Below are 16,559 nucleotides of genomic sequence, written 5' to 3'. Positions count from 1 at the left end.
ACGGGTAGTCACGTTTTGCTCGCCTGTTTCAGAGGCTGAACCCCGTGGTAGACGGCCGCGTCAGCCGTTGGCTGGCTGGGATGCAGGATTTGCCCTAAAGTAGCCGCGACCTGTCCGGACCGGAGCATTGCATGACCCCCGCACTCGACCTGTTGAAAAAAGCCCGCGCCGAGCATCGCGTGCACAGCTATGAGCATGACCCCAAGTCGGCGTCCTATGGGCTGGAGGCGGCGGAAAAGCTTGGCCTCGAACCGCAGCAGGTGTTCAAGACCTTGCTCGCGAGCAGCGAGAAGGGCGAGTTGCTGGTGGCGGTGGTGCCGGTGGTCGGGACGCTGGACCTCAAGGCGCTGGCCCATGCGGCTGGCGTGAAAAAGTGCGAAATGGCTGACCCGGCTGTGGCCCAGCGGGCAACCGGTTACCTGGTGGGTGGGATCAGCCCCTTGGGGCAGAAGAAGCGGCTGCGCACCTTCATCGATGATTCGGCGCAGGATTTTGCCACCATCCATGTCAGCGCCGGGCGGCGGGGGCTGGAGGTCGAGTTGGCGGCGGCGGTGCTGGCCGAGCATACCCAGGGTGCATTTGCAGCCATCGGTAAGGTTTGAAACCATCGGGGCCGCACAGCGGCCCCGGGTTCTGCACTCAGGTCGCCGAGCTGTAGCGGCGAACCCCATTCTCCTGGCGCGCCGACTGCGTCGCGACACTGCCCGGCACGGGGAACAGCACCAGGTGGTCGGCCTTCACCGCGATACCTACGTCCTCACCCACCTGGTGGTCGATGTGGCTCGGGAAAATCGCTTCGAGCTGGCTGCCAGTGGGGAGTTGCAAACGGTACAACGTCGAGGCACCCAGGAAGCTCTTGCCGACGATGTTGGCCTGCAGTGCGCTGCCTGGCGCCGGCACGATGTCATCAGGGCGCAGCAGCACATCCACCGAGCTGCCCGGCGCCATGCTGTAGGCGCGGTTGCCACGCAGCTCGCCCAATTCGGTATTGACCGCTTCATGGCTGCTCATCTGGCCACGGATGAAGTAGCCCTGGCCGACGAAACTGGCCACGAACGGCGTCTGTGGTTCGTGATACAGGTTGTAAGGCGTATCCCATTGTTCGAGCCGGCCTTCCTTGAACACACCGACGTGATCGCTCACGGCAAACGCTTCTTCCTGGTCATGGGTCACCAGAATCGCACTGGTGCCGCGGCTCTTGAGGATGTCGCGCACTTCATGGCTGAGGCGCCGGCGCAGTTCCACGTCGAGGTTGGAGAACGGTTCGTCGAGCAACAACAGCTGTGGCTCCGGTGCCAGGGCACGCGCCAGGGCGACACGCTGTTGCTGGCCACCGGACAGCTCATGCGGGTAGCGCCCGCCAAGGCCGGCGAGCTTGACCAGTTCGAGCATCTCTTCGATCACCTGCGCCTGGTTCGGGTGCTTGGCGATGCCGAAGGCGATGTTCTGCGCCACGGTCAGGTGCGGGAACAGGGCGTAGTCCTGGAACACCATGCCGATCCGGCGTTTTTCCGGAGCCAGGGTGAACCCAGCGCGGGAAATCACTTCTCCGGCCAACTGTATTTCACCCTCGTGCACCGGCTCGAAGCCGGCGATGGCACGCAGGGTGGTGGTCTTGCCGCAACCCGATGAACCCAGCAGGCAACCGATGTCGCCTGCGTTCAGATGCAGGTTGAGGTTCTGGACGATGCGCTGCTCGCCGTAGCCACAGGCGAGGTTGCGCAGGTTGAGCAGTAGGGGTTGACTCATGCGTGGTGGTAAGCCGGTTCGACAAGGAATTCGAGGAGGGCCTTCTGTGCATGCAAGCGGTTCTCAGCCTGATCCCAGGCGACCGAACGAGGGTCGTCGAGCAGGTCATGGCTGATTTCCTCGCCCCGGTGGGCGGGCAGGCAGTGCATGAACAGGGCGTCGGGTGCCGCCAGGTCGAGCAATGCGCGGGTGACCTGGTAAGGCGCGAAATGCGCCAGGCGCCGTGCAGTTTCCTCTTCCTGGCCCATGGAAGTCCAGACATCCGTGGTCACCAGATGCGCACCGCGCACGGCATCCTGCGGATTGCGCACGATCTGCACATGGTCGCCACCCAACTCCATGAAGCGCGCATCGGGCTCGTAGCCTTCCGGGCAGGCGATGCGCAGCTGGAAGTCGAACTGCCTGGCCGCTTCGATGTACGAGTTGCACATGTTGAAGCCATCGCCGATCCAGGCCACGGTCTTGCCCTGGATCGAGCCGCGGTGCTCGAGGAAGGTCTGCATGTCGGCCAGCAACTGGCACGGGTGCGACTCGTCGGACAAGGCGTTGATCACCGGCACGCGGGATTTGGCAGCAAATTCGGTCAGGGTGCTGTGGGCGTGGGTACGGATCATCACCACGTCGAGCATGCTCGACAGCACGATGGCGCTGTCGCCGATCGGTTCGCCACGGCCCAGCTGGGTGTCGCGCGGCGAGAGGAAGATGGCCTGGCCACCCAGCTGGATCATGCCGGCTTCGAACGACACACGGGTACGGGTCGAGGACTTCTCGAAGATCATGCCCAGCACGCGATTCTTCAAAGGCTCGAACAGCACGCCTCGCTTGCGCAGGTCCTTCAGCTCGATGCCTCGGCGGATCACACCGAGCAATTCGTCGGTGGTGAAATCCAGCAGGGAGAGAAAGTGCCTAGCGCTCATGATTGACTACCTTATCTGCAACGGTATGCAGGTCGACCGTATGGTTTTTTTTGACAACGGGAGTGACCTGCGGCGTAAGCCGCACGGGGCGGACGAAATGGGGAAAGGCGCAATACTATAATTAAATGTCGCCTGAAACCAAGAGGGGAAACAGCAGCGGGTGCTTAACAGGTTACAAAGGGTGTCTGCCCCCTTGAACCCGTGCTGTTTTTTATTTGCTACAGAAGGTTGTACACGGCTTGCTGGCAATTTGGCAAATGGCTGTCGCGAATCGTACGCCTGATGTCGCGGGATTCACGCCGCGAAGCACGCTGGTAGGGGCGAGTGCTGCGGCGCATAGTCGTTGCTCGACCAGCCCTTACACCACCAAGGCAGAAGCGGCCATGACCAAGACCCTGCATCACCGTGCCTGTCACCTGTGCGAAGCGATCTGCGGCCTGAACATAGAAGTCAGCCATGAACCAGACGGGCAGGCGCTGATCAGCTCGATCAAGGGGGACCCGCAAGACCCATTCAGCCGGGGCCACATCTGCCCCAAGGCAGTGGCCCTGCAGGATATCCAGAACGACCCGGACCGCCTGCGCCAGCCGCACCGACGGGTCGGGAGCGAGTGGCAGCCGATTGGCTGGGATGAGGCTTTCGCCTTGGCCGCCGACAGGTTGTGGGCGGTCCAGCAGGCCCACGGGCGCAACGCTGTGGCGGTCTATCAAGGCAACCCCAGCGTCCACAACTATGGGCTGATGACCCACAGCAATTACTTCCTCGGCCTGCTCAAGACCCGCAACCGCTTCTCTGCCACCTCGGTCGACCAGTTGCCACAGCATCTGATCAGCCATCTGATGTACGGCCACGGCCTACTGTTGCCCATACCGGATATCGACCATACCGACTTCATGCTGATCCTTGGTGGCAACCCGCTGGCCTCCAATGGCAGCATCATGACCGTGCCCGACGTGGAAAAGCGCCTGAAAGCCCTACGTGGGCGAGGTGGTCGCCTGGTCGTGGTCGATCCCCGCCGTAGCGAAACCGCTGCCATGGCCGACCTGCATCTGTTCATTCGGCCCGGCGGCGATGCTGCCTTGCTCTGTGGCCTGCTCAACACCTTGTTCGATGAAGGGCTCACGCGCGGCTCGCATTTGCCGGTCAGCGGCCTGCAGCAGGTGCGCGAAGCGCTTGCGCCGTTCAGCGCAGAAGCGATGAGCGCACAGTGCGGCATCGCCGCCAGCCAGATACGTCAATTGGCGCGGGACTTTGCCGCTGCGGACAAGGCGGTCTGCTATGGTCGCATGGGGGTCTCGACCCAGGCGTTCGGCACGCTGTGCCACTGGGTGGTGCAGATGATCAACCTGGTGACTGGCAACCTCGACCGTGAGGGTGGGGCACTGTGTACCGAGCCTGCGGTCGATCTGGTGGCGACCACCTCAGGTGGCCATTTCAATGCCTGGCAGAGCCGGGTCTCGGGCTTGCCGGAGTACGCGGGCGAGCTGCCCGTGGCGGCCTTGGCCGAGGAGATGCTGACCCCGGGGGAGGGGCAGGTGCGCGCCCTGGTGACGGTCGCCGGCAATCCGGTGCTGTCGACACCCAATGGCCGGCAGCTGGATGCGGCGCTGGACGGCCTCGAGTTCATGCTCAGCATCGACCTGTACATCAATGAAACTACCCGTCACGCCGACCTGATCCTGCCGTCGACCTCGGCGCTGGAAAACGACCATTACGACAGCACCTTCAACCTGCTGGCCGTGCGCAATGTGACCCGTTTCAATCGCGCCATCCTGGCCAAGCCGGCAGGTGCCCTGCATGACTGGGAGATTTTCGTCGGCCTCGCCCAGGCCTTCGCCAAGCGCGCTGAACTGGATCTGAAACCGACCTGGCCGCCAGCGCAGATGATCGATCTGGCCCTGCGCAAGGGGCGCTATGGCGAGGCCAGCGCCTGGAACCTGTCGCTGCAGGCGCTGGAGCACTACCCTCACGGGCTTGACCTGGGACCGCTGCGCGCCAACCTGGCGACGCGCCTGGCAACCGCCAGCAAAGCCGTCGAGGCGGCGCCGCAGGTGCTGCTGGATGACCTGCAGCGGTTGGCCTCGCAGGCGCCGCCTGCGCCGGGCGAATTGCTGCTGATCGGTCGACGCCATGTGCGCAGCAACAATTCGTGGATGCACAACTATCATCGCTTGGTCAAAGGCAAGCCGCGTCATCAACTGCTGATGCACCCCCACGACATGCACGACCGGCAATTGCAGGATGGCCAGCGGGTGCGTATCCGTTCGCGCACTGGCCTGCTGGAGGTCGAGGTGCAGGCCTGTGAAGACATGATGCCCGGGGTGGTCAGCCTGCCCCACGGTTTCGGTCATGGTCGCCAGGGCGTGCAGTTGCAGGTCGCCCAGGCACAAGCCGGTGTGAGCGCCAATGACCTGACGGACGAGCGCCTGCGTGACGCGGTTTCCGGTAATGCTGCGCTCAATGGCGTGCCCGTGCAGGTCGAGGCTGCCTGAGCAACGGTAAGGCCGAGCACGCTGCTCGGCTTTCCGATACAATGCGTCACCGTGCCGACGATCGCGTCGGAAAGTTCAGCCGAGGTGCTACATGGATATCATCGAAACGATCAAAGAGCAGATTGCCAACAACACCGTTCTGCTTTACATGAAAGGCTCGCCGAATGCCCCGCAGTGTGGCTTCTCCGCGCGTGCTTCGCAGGCCGTGATGGGTTGCGGCGAGAAGTTCGCCTACGTCGACATCCTGCAGAACCCGGAAATCCGCGCCAACCTGCCAAAATACGCCAACTGGCCGACTTTCCCGCAATTGTGGGTAGCCGGTGAGCTGGTTGGCGGTAGCGATATCATGCTGGAAATGTTCGAGAAGGGTGAGCTGCAGACCCTGATCAAGGACGCCACCGCCAAGGCCAAGGCCTCCGAAGCCTGATCATCAGGCAGCCATGAAAAAACCCGCTCAGAGCGGGTTTTTTTAGGGGCGGGAATTTTATTCTTCGCCCATCTGCGACTGCAGGTAGTTCTCGATGCCGATCTTGTCGATCAGGCCCAGCTGGGTTTCCAGCCAGTCGATGTGTTCTTCCTCGGCTTCGAGGATGTCTTCGAGCAGGTCACGCGAGCCGAAGTCGCCAGCGGTTTCGCAGTGGGCGATGGCGGCTTTCAGGTCGACCAGGCCTTTCTGTTCGATCTTCAGGTCGCACTCGAGCATCTCTTTGGTGTGTTCACCGATCAGCAGCTTGCCAAGGTCCTGGACGTTGGGGATGCCTTCGAGGAAAAGAATACGCTTGATCAGTTTGTCAGCGTGCTTCATCTCATCGATGGATTCCTTGTACTCGTGCTTGCCGAGCTTGTTCAGGCCCCAATCTTCATACATGCGCGCGTGCAGGAAGTACTGGTTGATCGCGACCAGCTCGTTTCCGAGGATCTTGTTGAGATGCTGGATGACGCTTACGTCGCCTTTCATGTCGGGTTCCTGCCCTGTAGAAGTGTGCCAATACAGGGAAGTTTGAGCCTGTAACAGGGGGCTGTCAAACCTAAGTGTTTGAATAATAAGTGAAAATTAATAGGAATAAGAATGTTTGTGAACCGCGTTGGAACGCTAACTTATTGATATTCAGGCATAAAAAAACCGGACACGTGGTCCGGTTCTTCGAATTCTGTAATATCAGGCAGCAGTAAATTCCACCGGATAGGGCAGGGCGGCGTGCTGGCTCACCTGCAGTTCGGTGAGGGTCTCACGGACCACCTCTTTGGCCAGGCAGGCGCATTTGCCACACTGGCTGGCGACGTTGGTCGCTGCACGGACTTCCTTGTAACTGCAGCATCCTTCATAGATCGCATCGCGGATCTGTCCGTCGGTGACGCCGACACAAAGACACACATACATAAGGGCTGACCATCGCGGGTTGAGTCGATGGGTTGGAGCTTAATGTTAATGAGAATGCTTGTCAAAGGACTTTCTGAAAGGGCCGTGCTTGAGCGACCGACGGTTGCATTCGGCCTGTCACTGGAAGCCGTGTATGATGGTCAGCCTTTGTTGGATGTCGGGCAAGCCTGCCTTGGCCCGGCAAACGGTTCTTCACCCTCATCAGGAGATTACAATGAGCGTACTCGTTGGCAAACAAGCCCCCGACTTCACCGTCCCAGCTGTCCTGGGCAATGGCGAAATCGTCGACAGCTTCAACCTGGCTTCGGCTATCAAGGGCAAGTACGGCCTGGTGTTCTTCTACCCACTGGACTTCACCTTCGTCTGCCCGTCCGAGCTGATCGCCCTGGACAACCGCATCCCTGACTTCCAGGCGCGCAACGTAGAAGTGATCGGCGTTTCGATCGACTCGCACTTCACCCACAACGCCTGGCGTAACACTCCGGTCAACGCCGGCGGTATCGGCCAGGTCAAGTACACCCTGGCTGCCGACATCACCCACGAAATCTGCAAGGCCTACGACGTCGAGTCCGAAGGCGGCGTAGCCTTCCGCGGCGCCTTCCTGATCGACACCAACGGTGTCGTTCGTTCGCAGATCGTCAACGACCTGCCACTGGGCCGCAACATGGACGAACTGCTGCGTCTGGTCGACGCCCTGCAATTCCACGAAGAGCACGGCGAAGTCTGCCCGGCCAACTGGAAGAAAGGCGACCAAGGCATGACCGCTTCGCCAGAAGGCGTTGCTGCTTACCTGAGCGAGAACGCTGGCAAGCTGTAATGCCACGCGCATGAAAAAACCGGCCCATGTGGCCGGTTTTTTTGTGCCAGCTTGTGCCGGCCTCTTCGCGGGCTCGCCCGCTCCCACAGGTACACCACAGGCCGTTGGCATTGTGCGATACCTGTGGGAGCGGGCGTGCCCGCGAAGCTTTTCAGGTCAGTCGTTGAAGTCGCGCCAGCCGCCCATTTCCTTCCAGCGGTTGACAATGCCGCAGAACAGCTCGGCCGTCTTCTCGGTGTCGTAACGCGCCGAGTGCGCTTCACGCCCATCGAAGTCGATGTCAGCGCTCTGGCAGGCTCGCGCCAGTACGGTCTGGCCATAGGCCAGGCCAGCCAGGGTCGCGGTGTCGAAGCTGGAGAACGGGTGGAACGGGTTACGCTTGATGTCGTTACGCGTGACCGCCGCATTAAGGAAACCAAGGTCGAAGCTGCTGTTGTGGCCGACCAGGATCGCCCGTTTGCAGCCGTTGGCTTTAAGCGCCTTGCGCACACCGCGGAAGATGTCGGTGAGCGCGCTTTCCTCGCTCACCGCCATGCGCAGCGGGTGATCCAGCTTGATGCCGGTGAACTCCAGCGCGGCCGGCTCGATATTGGCCCCTTCGAACGGTTCGACCCGGTAGAAGTAGGTGTGCTCGGGGAACAGAAAGCCCTTTTCGTCCATGCCGATGGTCACTGCGGCAATTTCCAGCAGGGCGTCGGTGGCGCTGTTGAAGCCGCCAGTCTCGACATCCACGACTACCGGCAGATAGCCACGGAAGCGCTCGGCCATCGGGTGGCGCGAACCGCCGCCGACCTGGCCGTCCTGGTCGTCTTCGTACAGGTCTTCGCTCACGCGTTGTCCTCCAGCAGGCGCCAGCGCAGTTTCTCACCGGCGCGCAGCGGGATCACGGTTTGCTCGCCGAATGGCAGGCTGTCCGGGGCGGTCCATTCTTCGCGAACCAGGGTGATGGTGTCGGTGTTCGCTGGCAGGCCATAGAAGGCCGGGCCATGCAGGCTGGCGAAACCTTCCAGCTTGTCCAGCGCATTGCGCTGCTCGAACGCCTCGGCGTACATCTCGATGGCCGCGTATGCGGTGTAGCAACCGGCACAACCGCAGGCAGCTTCCTTGGCGTGACGGGCATGCGGTGCCGAGTCGGTGCCGAGGAAGAACTTCGGGTTGCCGCTGGTGGCCGCGTCCAGCAGCGCCACCTGGTGGGTGTTGCGCTTGAGGATCGGCAAGCAATAGAAGTGCGGGCGGATACCGCCAACCAGCATGTGGTTGCGGTTGTACAGCAGGTGCTGGGCAGTGATGGTTGCACCGACGTTGGCCGGGGCTTCGGTGACGAACTGCGCGGCGTCGCCTGTGGTGATGTGCTCGAAGACCACTTTCAGGGTCGGGAAGCGCTCGACCAGGCGGCGCATGTGCTCGTCGATGAAGCGCTTCTCGCGGTCGAACACGTCGATTTCGCTGCGGGTGACTTCACCGTGCACCAGCAAGGGCATGCCGACGTCCGCCAGTGCCTCGATGGCCGGGAAGATGTTGTCGATGCTGGTCACGCCCGAATCGGAGTTGGTCGTCGCGCCGGCAGGGTACAGCTTGGCGGCGTAGACGATACCGCTGGCCTTGGCCGCGCGGATGTCCTCGGGGCTGGTACGGTCGGTGAGGTACAGCACCATCAGCGGTTCGAAGCGGCTGCCAGCCGGGCGTGCGGCAAGGATGCGCTCGCGGTAGGCGCTGGCTTCGACGGCATTGCGCACCGGCGGAACCAGGTTGGGCATGATGATGGCACGGGCGAAAGTACGCGCCACATCGCCAACGGTATGGGGCAGGACGGCACCATCGCGCAGATGGATGTGCCAGTCGTCGGGACGCAGGAGGGTCAGGCGATCGGACATTGGGAATTCCAGGCGGGTCGAACTCAGGCCCCAATGCTACCGGAAAACCCCGGTCCGAGCACGGCTATCAAGTTTTCCGGCCAGCGTCCGATAGCCTGCCTGTAAGCCGTCAGAATTTGTGGAGCCACCCGTGCGCCAGCGTTACCTAGCCCTGTTGACCCTTGTCGCCAGCCTGCCGGCCGGTGCACTGACCTTCCAGACCCGCATGGAGAATGTCGCCTGGAAAGTCGAGGGTGACCAGTTCGAATGCCGCCTGATCCAGCCGATCGATGGTTTCGGCAGTGGCGAGTTCGTGCGCAAGGCTGGTGAGCAGCCGGTGTTCCAGCTGCGATCGCACAGCAATGTGCTTGGCGCAGGTTCGGCCACCTTGCTGGCTGCCGCTGCGCCTTGGCAGCCGGGCCGCGGGGATGTGAACCTCGGCGCTGTGCGCATGGCCCGCAGCGGCGTGCTGTTCAGCTCGTCGCAGAGCCAGGCCAGCCGCCTGATCAACGGCCTGCTCGATGGACGCAGCACGGTGGTGCGCAATTACACCGGCGAAGGCGGCAGGGCGATGGAAGTACGCGTGCTGCCGGTCAGCTTCGCCAAGGCCTACAGCGACTATCAGGCCTGTGCCAGCAAGATGCTGCCGATGAACTATGACCAGGTGCGCCAGACCCAGGTGGGCTTCCCGGGCGGTGGCTTCGACCTGGACGCCAATGCCCGTGCGCGGCTGGACGTGATCCTCGATTACCTCAAGGCTGACCCGACGGTGAACCACATCGAACTCAACGGCCATTCCGACAACAGCGGTAACCGCCTGACCAATCGCGATACTTCGCGACGTCGGGCCTTGGCCGTTGCCGATTACCTCAAGGCCCATGGCGTGCCGGAAGAGCAGATCGTCGTGCGCTTTCATGGCGAGCGCTATCCGCTGGTGAAAAACAACAGCCCGGCCAATCGGGCACGTAACCGGCGGGTGAATATCGAGCTGGATCGGGTGGCGGTGGCGGAGAAACCGGTGGTGCAGCCGGTTCAGCAACCGGCACCTGCGGCACCTGCCATCCCGCCTGCCACTGCGGCACCGGCTGCGGGTGCGCCCGGAGCGAAGACACCCTGAAACCATGTTGTTTCTCTGGGGCAGGTCTTGGGATTGCATCAGGGCTACCAGGTGCTTGCCACAACATTTTCAGCGCCTATGAGATCGAGCGCCGCCCGCGCGGCGCATCGCGGGTAAACCCGCTCCCACATCTGTTTCGGGCCAGTCACTCCTGTACCGCCAACAGGATCCGCCTTGGTGCATGACTGGAGACCGATGATGAGCAGTTATGCGCATGACTGGAGACAGGTGGAGCGGCATCAGCGCCCACGGAGATGCATCGCCATGCCAACAAGGCGGTCCCTGTTGGCTTCACAGGAGAGATTGGCCCGAAGCAGATGTGGGAGCGGGTTTACCCGCGATGCGCCGCGCGGGCGGCGCTCGATCTCAAAGGCGCTGAAGCTTTGTGGCGAACACAGAAAGACGTCGCCCCACCGACAGTTCCTGTCGCTTTGTCGTCAGAAGCTGTCGCCCCACTGTAAATCTATCCGCAACGCCGGTAGAATTGGTCCCTTTCCGTACAACCCCGTGGAGTGATGGCATGGCGGACGTAAAAAAGGTCGTACTGGCGTATTCCGGCGGCCTTGATACTTCGGTGATTCTCAAGTGGCTGCAGGATACTTACAACTGCGAAGTGGTGACGTTCACCGCTGACCTGGGTCAGGGCGAAGAAGTCGAGCCGGCTCGCGCCAAAGCTCAGGCGATGGGCGTAAAAGAGATCTACATCGACGACCTGCGCGAAGAGTTCGTGCGTGATTTCGTCTTCCCGATGTTCCGCGCCAACACCGTCTACGAAGGCGAGTACCTGCTGGGTACTTCCATCGCTCGCCCGCTGATCGCCAAGCGCCTGATCGAAATCGCCAACGAAACCGGCGCCGACGCCATTTCTCACGGCGCGACCGGCAAGGGTAACGACCAGGTTCGCTTCGAGCTGGGTGCCTACGCCCTCAAGCCTGGGGTCAAGGTCATTGCTCCATGGCGCGAGTGGGACCTGCTGTCCCGCGAGAAGCTGATGGATTACGCCGAAAAGCATGGCATTCCGATCGAGCGTCACGGCAAGAAGAAGTCGCCATACTCGATGGACGCCAACCTGCTGCACATTTCCTATGAAGGCGGTGTGCTGGAAGATACCTGGACCGAGCACGAAGAAGACATGTGGCGCTGGAGCGTCTCGCCAGAGAACGCCCCGGACCAGGCTACCTACATCGAGCTGACCTACCGCAATGGTGACATCGTCGCCATCGACGGTGTCGACATGACCCCAGCCACCGTGCTTGCCGAACTGAACCGTATCGGCGGCGCCAACGGTATCGGCCGTCTGGACATCGTAGAGAACCGTTACGTGGGCATGAAGTCCCGTGGTTGCTACGAAACCCCTGGCGGTACCATCATGCTCAAGGCCCACCGCGCCATTGAGTCGATCACCCTGGACCGCGAAGTTGCTCACCTGAAAGACGAGCTGATGCCGAAGTATGCCAGCCTGATCTACACCGGCTACTGGTGGAGCCCGGAGCGCCTGATGCTGCAGAAGATGATCGACGCTTCGCAGGTCAACGTTAACGGCGTCGTGCGACTTAAACTGTACAAGGGCAATGTCATCGTGGTTGGCCGCAAGTCGGACGACTCGCTGTTCGATGCCAATATCGCTACCTTCGAAGAAGACGGCGGCGCCTACAACCAGGCAGATGCTGCTGGCTTCATCAAACTCAACGCGCTGCGCATGCGCATCGCTGCCAACAAAGGCCGCGGGATGCTCTGAGCATCTGGCTGAATTGGCAAACGAACCCCGGCTCTGGCCGGGGTTTTTTTTGTCTTCTCGACAGCGGGCTTCTCAACATCATGGGGTCAATCCTCAGGCAGGCAGCTGATGGTAAGAAGGATGCATTGATGTAGCTCCATATTACAGAAGCGCCATTGCTTGTATTCGGCATGCGGTTGGGTAATGGCTTGCATGATTTGCTGTTGTATCTGTTTTTGCGCATCAGGGCCGGAAAACATGACGGTTACAATTTCTTGAGGGGTGGCACGCGATGGTGGCCCGGTCGTTTGGGGGGGAGCGGACTGTTCAGGTTTGTAGAAGGATTTGGAGTTGAAGTTCAGGGTGAGGAAGAACAACGCCGTAAGGAAGAATGGAAACCCTACCAGGAACCATGTGTAGTACGTCTGACTTTCATCGCTGAGAAAAGGCAGGGTTGCCAAAGCAGAAGCTTCGATAATACCTGCAAATATGGCGATGATCGTCAGTGGGGCGACCGGTTGGTTCTCAGTCATGATTAATGCCTCCTGCATGTTTTACATACCAATAACCCACTGGCTCCCTTTACCAAATTATGGAATTTTTCCGGGTGCGGTAATTTTTCGGAAGCGAGGCATGACAAATCGATCATGCTTCGTGCGTTTTTTCTTAATCACTCTCAAAGCCAGTCTGTAAATTTTTCCGTTGTAGGAAAATTCCCAAACCGACGTAAGGTTCATCTATTCAGCTTTTTAAAGGGGTAATCGACGCGCCACTGAGCGTTCTGCTCGGTTATGGTGGGGCAGTCGTCAAAGCAGAATAACGAATGATGGATATCGCATGAACAAAGTCCTTATCGTGGATGATCATCCGGTCATACGCTTGGCAGTGCGCATGTTGATGGAGCGACATGGGTACGATGTTGTCGCGGAAACCGACAATGGCATAGCGGCCTTGCAGCTTACTCGAGAACATCTTCCCGACATCGTCGTGCTCGATATCGGAATCCCCAAGCTCGACGGTCTGGAGGTCATTGGCCGCATGGCAGCAGCGAGTCCTGGCAGTCGTGTGCTGGTACTGACCTCACAGGCGCCCGGGCATTTCTCCATGCGTTGCATGCAAGCGGGCGCCGCTGGCTATGTATACAAGCAGCAGGAGCTCACCGAGCTGCTGAGCGCCATCAAGGCTGTGCTCTCTGGTTACAGTTATTTCCCGAACCAGGCCTTGCACAAGTCACGTGGTCGGGTTGGGGGAGTAAGCGAAACGGAAATGGTCGATCGCCTGTCTGCCAGGGAGCTGATGGTCCTGCAGCAGTTGGCGCGGGGACGCTCCAACAAGGAGATAGCCGACAGCATGTACCTCAGCAACAAGACCGTCAGCACCTACAAGACGCGCCTGTTGCTGAAGCTCAATGCCCATTCGCTGGTGGACCTGATCGAGCTGGCCCGTCGCCATGGCCTGAGCTGAACCAGCCATGGACAAAGCCTCCCCGAGGGAGGCTTTGGAGGGCTAAAGGTCGTAGTCGAAATCGGCGAGTTGCCGTTGCAGGCGTCGCTCTTCGAGGAGGTTGTCAATGGTACGACGCTTGCTCAGGTTGGTTTTCGCGGTTTCTACCTGGGGCTCCGCTTCGTCGTCAGCGGTAGCAAAGTCATCTTCGATCGACAGGTCGTCTTTATCGGTACTCATGAGTCGCTCCAAGCCAAAGGGCCATTGGCCGTCCTTATAACGAGAAAGCGATGTCCGGTAAAAAAGATTTTTTCAATCGCAACGCAACTATTTTTGCTATTGGCTCAATCGTCGCAAGTCTTGTGCTTGTATTCGCACAGATCTTCGATGCGGCAGCTACCACAACGAGGCTTGCGTGCCTGGCACACGTAGCGGCCATGCAGGATGAGCCAATGGTGAGCGTCGAGCAGGTAGTCCTTGGGTACGAACTTGACCAGCTTCTTCTCGACTTCCAGCACGGTCTTGCCAGGCGCGATGCCGGTGCGGTTGCTGACCCTGAATATATGCGTGTCCACCGCCATGGTTGGCTGGCGAAAGGCGGTGTTGAGCACCACGTTGGCGGTCTTGCGCCCAACGCCTGGTAACGCTTCCAGTGCTTCTCGGGTTTGCGGCACTTCGCCGCCATGGCGCTCGATCAGCAGGCGGCACGCCTCGATGACGTTCTTGGCCTTGCTGTTATAAAGACCGATGGTCTTGATGTATTCACTCAGCCCCTCGACCCCCAGCGCGTAGATGGCCTGCGGTGTATTGGCGACCGGAAACAGGCGTGCGGTGGCTTTGTTGACGCCGACATCGGTGGATTGCGCGGAAAGCGTCACGGCAACCAGGAGCTCGAATGGGGTGGTGTAGGCCAATTCCGTTTTCGGGTCGGGGTTATCTTCATGCAGCCTGCGAAAAATCTCCAGGCGTTTGGCGGCATTCATGGGTTCAACGCTTTCCTTGACGACGTGTGAGGGTGGGGCGCAGCCAATTGTACAAGGCCAGTAGAGCGCCGAGCAGTAGCAACCCACCGGACGGCAGGTGGGCCAGGTGCATGCCGGCGACATCGTCCAGCCATTGGCGGCCAGCGCCAAGCAGCAAACAGGCGAGCAGCAGGCCACTCAAATGCAGCAACAATTCCCGCCAGCGCCCTTCAGCTGGCAGCAATGGGTCGATGGCGAGGCATTGCAGGCAGATCAACGCAGGAAAATAACCAAGCGTCAGCGCCAATGGCAATGCCCAGGCACGTAGGGCCAATTGCAGACAACTGCCAAGCGCAGCCAGCAGCAGCAGGCTTGCCAGCCAGTACCTGGCGCCGCTGAGTGATGCCCGCAGCGGGCCAAGGAAGGCTTGGTGGAGAAGGATCATCACCCACATGTACGCGGCGATGGTCAGCGCATGGGTGACAGTGCCAGTCGCGCCAAGCAGCGGAGCCAGGCCGGTGATCAGCAGGCAGAATCTATTCATGGAGAGAGGTTCCAAGCAGTTCGCTGCGATGCTGATCAAAAAACCGCAAGGCTTCCTGCTGGGCATCGATGACGGCCCGGGACGTAACGGTCGCCCCGGCCAACTGATCGAAATCGCCCTGGTCGCGTCTGATTGCCCAGCGGTCGCCAAGGCCGTGCTTGGCAAACTGGTTCAGCCAGCCAGACTGCGGATCGGCAATCTGGCCGCCCAACCCAGGGCTTTCCTGCTGTTCGACTACCCGAGTGCCGACCAGGCGGCCATCGGCAGCGATGGCGATGGTCAGCTTGATGGGGCCGGCATAGCCCTGCACCTGGCTCACCAGCACGATGGCTGTTGGCGATGTCCCGTGGCTCGCGCGATAGGCCGCGAGTATCTTGCTGTGCTGCGGCTGTTCGGCGGGCAATGGCAACGCGCTGTCCAAAGGGCGGTTGTCGTAGCTTTGCGCGGGCAGCACCGCCAGCAACTGGCTTGCCTGAAGCTGGCGCTCGGCATCGATGATGGCCTGGCGAGTCCAGTGCTGCCAGGCCAGCGTTGATGCGATTGCCGACCCGCCGACGGCAAGGAGCAGAAGGCTGCTGCGCATGGGCGCGATCATGGCGAAACCTGTTGGCGCTGCAAGGCGAACCGATCCAGGGCGGGAACCGCCAGGTTCATCAACAGGATGGCGAAGGCCGTGCCATCCGGGTAACTGCCCCAGGTGCGGATCAGGTAGATCAGCGCGCCTGCGCCAAAGCCGAACAGCAGCCGGGCCAGATTCGCCTTTGGGCCGGACACCGGCTCGGTGGCGATGAAGAATGCCGCCAGCATCGTTGAACCGCTGAACAGATGCAGTAGTGGCGAGCCGTTCGAATCCGAACCGGAGCCATTCCAGGCCAGCAGGCTGAACAGGAAAAGGCCGCCCAGCAGCCCTGCCGGGGCATGCCAGCTGATCACCTTGCGCTGCAAGAGAAACAGCCCGCCGAACAGCAAGGCCAGATTGATCCATTCGCTGCTGCGACCGCCAACATTGCCAAAGCCGGGGTGACTGGCGAACAGTTCCTCGAGGGTCAGGCTGCGGTTGTGGCGCAGGCCATCGAGAATGGTCGGCCCCGCCCAGGCATCAATCTGGCCGCCCGCGCCAGCCACCTGCTGCAGGCTGTCGACAAAGCCAATGGCGTGGTTGGGCCAGTGGTTCATGTGCAGCGGAAAGTTCAGCAGCACGAAGGCGTAACCGACCATGGCCGGGTTGAACAGATTGCGGCCCACTCCGCCAAAGGCCTGCTTGCCGACACCTATGGCAATGCCTGCTGCTGTCACTGGCACCCACCAAGGCGCCTGTCCGGGTAGGGCGATGGCCAGCAACACGGCAGTCACCAGGGCACTGCCATCGTTCAATGCCGGTGAAACAGGCTGGCGACGCACAGCCAGCAAGGCCGCCTCGCAACACAGCGCACTGCTGGCACACAGCAACAGGCTGAACAGGACTCCCCAGCCCTGTGTCCAGAGGGTGGCGAGCAAGCCGGGTATGCAGGCCAGCAGCACCAGGCCCATGGCTGCGCGTAGCCGTGGGTCAGGGCTTGCCATGTTC

General features: G+C 60.9%; 19 protein-coding genes. 7 read left to right on the top strand and 12 right to left on the bottom strand.

The genetic code is table 11. The features are described 5' to 3' along the window. Positions 1 to 131 precede the first annotated feature (131 nt). Entirely contained in the window at positions 132 to 602 is a 471-nt protein-coding gene (gene ybaK / locus APH33_RS14850) for a Cys-tRNA(Pro) deacylase (RefSeq protein WP_054885869.1), read from the top strand. A 37-nt stretch (positions 603 to 639) separates the two neighbouring features. On the opposite strand, the gene APH33_RS14845 is transcribed toward ybaK, so the two are convergent. Next, complete coding sequence (locus tag APH33_RS14845) at positions 640 to 1,749, bottom strand: ABC transporter ATP-binding protein (RefSeq protein WP_054885868.1); 1,110 nt, start codon at positions 1,747 to 1,749, stop codon at positions 640 to 642. Further along, positions 1,746 to 2,666 carry an ornithine carbamoyltransferase gene (argF, locus tag APH33_RS14840; RefSeq protein ID WP_054885867.1) on the bottom strand — a complete coding sequence of 307 codons (921 nt, stop codon included), beginning with the start codon at positions 2,664 to 2,666 and terminating at the stop codon, positions 1,746 to 1,748. Before argF ends, APH33_RS14845 begins: the two co-directional genes overlap by 4 nt. Before the next feature lie 383 nt (positions 2,667 to 3,049). Between argF and APH33_RS14835 the strand changes: the two genes are divergently transcribed. Together APH33_RS14835 and grxD are read left to right on the top strand one after the other, a co-directional pair. Then, positions 3,050 to 5,158: a molybdopterin oxidoreductase family protein gene (locus tag APH33_RS14835; protein WP_054885866.1), complete on the top strand. Its 2,109-nt coding sequence runs from the start codon at positions 3,050 to 3,052 to the stop codon at positions 5,156 to 5,158. Positions 5,159 to 5,249: 91 nt separating this feature from the next. Next, on the top strand, positions 5,250 to 5,585 hold the full coding sequence (gene grxD / locus APH33_RS14830) for a Grx4 family monothiol glutaredoxin (RefSeq protein WP_054885865.1): 336 nt from the start codon (positions 5,250 to 5,252) through the stop codon (positions 5,583 to 5,585). Between the two features lie 57 nt (positions 5,586 to 5,642). Here grxD and bfr read toward each other — a convergent pair whose 3' ends face one another. Continuing rightward, positions 5,643 to 6,116, bottom strand: coding sequence for a bacterioferritin (bfr, locus tag APH33_RS14825; protein ID WP_054885864.1), 474 nt, complete (start codon positions 6,114 to 6,116; stop codon positions 5,643 to 5,645). Positions 6,117 to 6,317: 201 nt separating this feature from the next. Next, positions 6,318 to 6,539, bottom strand: a complete 222-nt coding sequence (locus tag APH33_RS14820; protein ID WP_054885863.1) for a bacterioferritin-associated ferredoxin — start codon at positions 6,537 to 6,539, stop codon at positions 6,318 to 6,320. 214 nt (positions 6,540 to 6,753) lie between these two features. Between APH33_RS14820 and APH33_RS14815 the strand changes: the two genes are divergently transcribed. Further along, a complete protein-coding gene (locus APH33_RS14815; RefSeq protein WP_027918971.1) occupies positions 6,754 to 7,356 on the top strand; it encodes a peroxiredoxin in 603 nt (200 codons plus the stop codon). A gap of 156 nt (positions 7,357 to 7,512) precedes the next feature. On the opposite strand, the gene rnt is transcribed toward APH33_RS14815, so the two are convergent. After that, a complete protein-coding gene (rnt, locus tag APH33_RS14810) occupies positions 7,513 to 8,124 on the bottom strand; it encodes a ribonuclease T (protein WP_225923474.1) in 612 nt (203 codons plus the stop codon). Positions 8,125 to 8,183: 59 nt separating this feature from the next. Beyond that, on the bottom strand, positions 8,184 to 9,230 hold the full coding sequence (gene pyrC / locus APH33_RS14805; RefSeq protein ID WP_054885861.1) for a dihydroorotase: 1,047 nt from the start codon (positions 9,228 to 9,230) through the stop codon (positions 8,184 to 8,186). Between the two features lie 130 nt (positions 9,231 to 9,360). Here pyrC and APH33_RS14800 point away from each other — a divergent pair, with 130 nt between their 5' ends. Both APH33_RS14800 and APH33_RS14795 read left to right on the top strand, forming a co-directional pair. Further along, a complete protein-coding gene (locus APH33_RS14800) occupies positions 9,361 to 10,326 on the top strand; it encodes an OmpA family protein (protein ID WP_054885860.1) in 966 nt (321 codons plus the stop codon). Positions 10,327 to 10,846: 520 nt separating this feature from the next. Beyond that, entirely contained in the window at positions 10,847 to 12,064 is a 1,218-nt protein-coding gene (locus APH33_RS14795; RefSeq protein ID WP_054885859.1) for an argininosuccinate synthase, read from the top strand. A gap of 86 nt (positions 12,065 to 12,150) precedes the next feature. On the opposite strand, the gene APH33_RS14790 is transcribed toward APH33_RS14795, so the two are convergent. Further along, positions 12,151 to 12,576, bottom strand: a complete 426-nt coding sequence (locus APH33_RS14790) for a hypothetical protein (RefSeq protein ID WP_054885858.1) — start codon at positions 12,574 to 12,576, stop codon at positions 12,151 to 12,153. 304 nt (positions 12,577 to 12,880) lie between these two features. On the opposite strand from APH33_RS14790, the gene APH33_RS14785 reads away from it, so the two are divergent. Beyond that, positions 12,881 to 13,507, top strand: coding sequence for a response regulator transcription factor (locus tag APH33_RS14785; protein WP_054885857.1), 627 nt, complete (start codon positions 12,881 to 12,883; stop codon positions 13,505 to 13,507). 42 nt (positions 13,508 to 13,549) lie between these two features. Here APH33_RS14785 and APH33_RS27420 read toward each other — a convergent pair whose 3' ends face one another. From APH33_RS27420 to APH33_RS14760, 5 genes are all read right to left on the bottom strand, one after another. Then, on the bottom strand, positions 13,550 to 13,726 hold the full coding sequence (locus APH33_RS27420) for a PA3496 family putative envelope integrity protein (RefSeq protein ID WP_027918964.1): 177 nt from the start codon (positions 13,724 to 13,726) through the stop codon (positions 13,550 to 13,552). A 104-nt stretch (positions 13,727 to 13,830) separates the two neighbouring features. Beyond that, positions 13,831 to 14,469: an endonuclease III gene (nth, locus tag APH33_RS14775; RefSeq protein ID WP_054885856.1), complete on the bottom strand. Its 639-nt coding sequence runs from the start codon at positions 14,467 to 14,469 to the stop codon at positions 13,831 to 13,833. Between the two features lie 4 nt (positions 14,470 to 14,473). Next, entirely contained in the window at positions 14,474 to 14,992 is a 519-nt protein-coding gene (locus tag APH33_RS14770) for an Rnf-Nqr domain containing protein (protein ID WP_054885855.1), read from the bottom strand. Continuing rightward, positions 14,985 to 15,575 carry an RnfABCDGE type electron transport complex subunit G gene (locus APH33_RS14765; RefSeq protein WP_371263252.1) on the bottom strand — a complete coding sequence of 197 codons (591 nt, stop codon included), beginning with the start codon at positions 15,573 to 15,575 and terminating at the stop codon, positions 14,985 to 14,987. The genes APH33_RS14770 and APH33_RS14765 overlap by 8 nt, the downstream gene beginning before the upstream one ends. An 8-nt stretch (positions 15,576 to 15,583) precedes the next feature. After that, positions 15,584 to 16,555 (bottom strand): RnfABCDGE type electron transport complex subunit D, encoded by a 972-nt coding sequence (locus APH33_RS14760; protein ID WP_054885883.1) that lies wholly within the window; start codon positions 16,553 to 16,555, stop codon positions 15,584 to 15,586. Positions 16,556 to 16,559: the final 4 nt, after the last annotated feature.

It is taken from the genome of Pseudomonas sp. NBRC 111130 (assembly GCF_001320485.1).
Lineage (GTDB): Bacteria > Pseudomonadota > Gammaproteobacteria > Pseudomonadales > Pseudomonadaceae > Aquipseudomonas > Aquipseudomonas vlassakiae.
The sequence above is the reverse complement of the archived record's forward strand: the minus strand, read 5'-3'. Positions and strand labels throughout refer to the sequence as shown.